Below are 2,635 nucleotides of genomic sequence, written 5' to 3' on the forward strand. Positions count from 1 at the left end.
CCGCCAGTACGCCGGCTTCTCCACCGCCGCCGAGTCCAACGCCTTCTACCGACGCAACCTGGCTGCCGGGCAGAAGGGCCTGTCGGTCGCCTTCGACCTGGCCACCCACCGCGGCTACGACTCCGACCATCCGCGGGTGCAGGGCGACGTCGGAATGGCCGGGGTGGCAATCGATTCCATCCTGGACATGCGCCAGCTCTTCGAGGGGATCGACCTGAGCGCGGTGAGCGTGTCGATGACCATGAACGGCGCGGTGCTGCCGATCCTGGCGCTGTACGTGGTGGCCGCCGAGGAGCAGGGGGTGCCGCCGGAGAAGCTGGCCGGGACCATCCAGAACGACATCCTCAAGGAGTTCATGGTCCGCAACACCTACATCTACCCGCCGAAGCCGTCGATGCGGATCATCTCCGACATCTTCGGCTACACCAGCGCCAAGATGCCGAAGTTCAACTCGATCTCGATCTCCGGCTACCACATCCAGGAGGCCGGGGCCACCGCCGACCTGGAGCTCGCCTACACGCTGGCCGACGGGGTGGACTACATCAAGGCCGGCCTGGAAGCCGGGCTGGACATCGACAAGTTCGCGCCCCGGCTGTCGTTCTTCTGGGGCATCGGGATGAACTTCTTCATGGAGGTCGCCAAGCTGCGGGCCGGCCGGCTGCTGTGGAGCGAACTGGTCGGCGAGTTCGAGCCCAAAAGCTCAAAATCATTGTCGTTGCGGACCCATTCGCAGACCTCCGGGTGGTCGCTGACCGCCCAGGACGTCTACAACAACGTGGCCCGCACCTGCATCGAGGCGATGGCCGCCACCCAGGGCCACACCCAGTCGCTGCACACCAACGCGCTGGACGAGGCGCTGGCGCTGCCCACCGATTTCTCGGCGCGGATCGCCCGCAACACCCAGCTGCTGCTGCAGCAGGAGTCCGGGACCACCCGCCCGATCGATCCGTGGGGCGGCTCGTACTACGTCGAACGGCTCACCCACCAGCTCGCCCAACGCGCTCGGGCGCACTTCGCCGAGGTGACCGCGCACGGCGGGATGGCGCAGGCGATCAGCGACGGCATCCCGAAGCTGCGCATCGAGGAGGCCGCCGCCCGCACCCAGGCCCGCATCGACTCCGGCCGCCAACCGGTCGTCGGCGTCAACAAATACCAGGTCGTCGAGGACCAAGAGATCGAGGTGCTCAGGGTCGAGAACAGCCGGGTGCGCGCCGAGCAGCTGGCCAAGCTCGATCAGCTGCGCGCCGACCGCGACGAGGCGGCCTGCCAGGGCGCGCTGGCCGAGCTGACCCGGGCGGCAGCGGAGCACGGTCCGGCCGGCGAGGACGGGCTGGGCAACAACCTGATGGCGCTGGCGATCGACGCCGCCCGGGCCAGGGCTACGCTGGGGGAGATCTCCGACGCGCTGGAGAAGGTCTACGGCCGGCACCAGGCGGAGATTCGCACCATCGCCGGGGTGTACCGCGACGAGGTCGGGAAGGGCAGCAACATCGCCGGCGCAACCGAATTGGTCGAGAAGTTCGCCGAGGCCGACGGCCGGCGGCCCCGGATTCTGGTCGCCAAGATGGGTCAGGACGGGCACGACCGCGGCCAGAAGGTGATCGCCACCGCGTTCGCCGACATCGGCTTCGACGTCGACGTCGGCGCGCTGTTCTCCACCCCGGACGAGGTGGCCCGCCAGGCCGCCGACAACGACGTGCACGTGGTCGGGGTGTCGTCGCTGGCCGCCGGGCACCTGACCCTGGTGCCCGCGCTGCGCGACGCGCTGGTGCGGGTCGGCCGGCCGGACATCATGATCGTGGTCGGCGGGGTGATCCCGCCGGGTGACTTCGACGAGCTCTACGCCGCCGGGGCGACGGCGATCTTCCCGCCCGGCACGGTGATCGCCGACGCGGCGATCAACCTGCTGCAGACCCTCGCCGAACAGCGCGGCTACCGGCTGAAGTAGCGACCCGGTGGCCACTGCAGACCCCGACGGGGCCGACGACGCCGTCGTCGCCGACCTGGCGCGCGCGGTGAACGCGGGAGACCGGTCCGGGCTGGACCGGGCGATCACCCTGGTCGAGTCGACCCGGCCCGACCACCGCGGCCAGGCGCAGCGGCTGCTGCTGGCGCTGATGGCCACCGCCGGGGCCGCCCAGCACGTCGGCATCACCGGGGTGCCGGGGGTGGGCAAGTCGACCACCATCGAGGCGCTCGGCATGCACCTGATCGAGCGGGGACACCGGGTGGCGGTGCTCGCCGTCGACCCGTCGTCCACCCGCACCGGCGGGTCGATCCTGGGGGACAAGACCCGGATGCCGCGGCTGGCCGCCCACCCGGACGCCTACATTCGGCCGTCGCCGACCTCCGGCACCCTCGGCGGGGTGGCCAGGGCCACCCGGGAGACGATCGTGCTGCTGGAGGCCGCCGGGTTCGACGTGGTGCTGGTGGAGACCGTCGGGGTCGGGCAGTCCGAGGTGGCGGTGGCCAACATGGTCGACACCTTCGTCTTCCTCACCCTGGCGCGCACCGGCGATCAGCTGCAGGGCATCAAGAAGGGGGTGCTGGAGCTGGCCGACGTCGTGGTGGTGAACAAGGCCGACGGCGAGCACCTGGCCGATGCCCGGGTGGCGGCGCGGGAACTGGCGGCCGC

Annotated in this window: 2 protein-coding genes; both read left to right on the forward strand. The window is 70.6% G+C overall.

Annotated elements, in window-relative coordinates:
- Window positions 1-1,948: methylmalonyl-CoA mutase (gene scpA / locus AC2VNT_RS02425; protein ID WP_486945336.1), on the forward strand; the 1,948-nt coding region annotated here is incomplete at its 5' end.
- Between the two features lie 7 nt (window positions 1,949-1,955).
- The coding region (gene meaB / locus AC2VNT_RS02430) for a methylmalonyl Co-A mutase-associated GTPase MeaB (RefSeq protein ID WP_486945337.1) at window positions 1,956-2,635 on the forward strand (680 nt) is incomplete at its 3' end.

It is taken from the genome of Mycobacterium sp. TH-M15 (assembly GCF_057473705.1).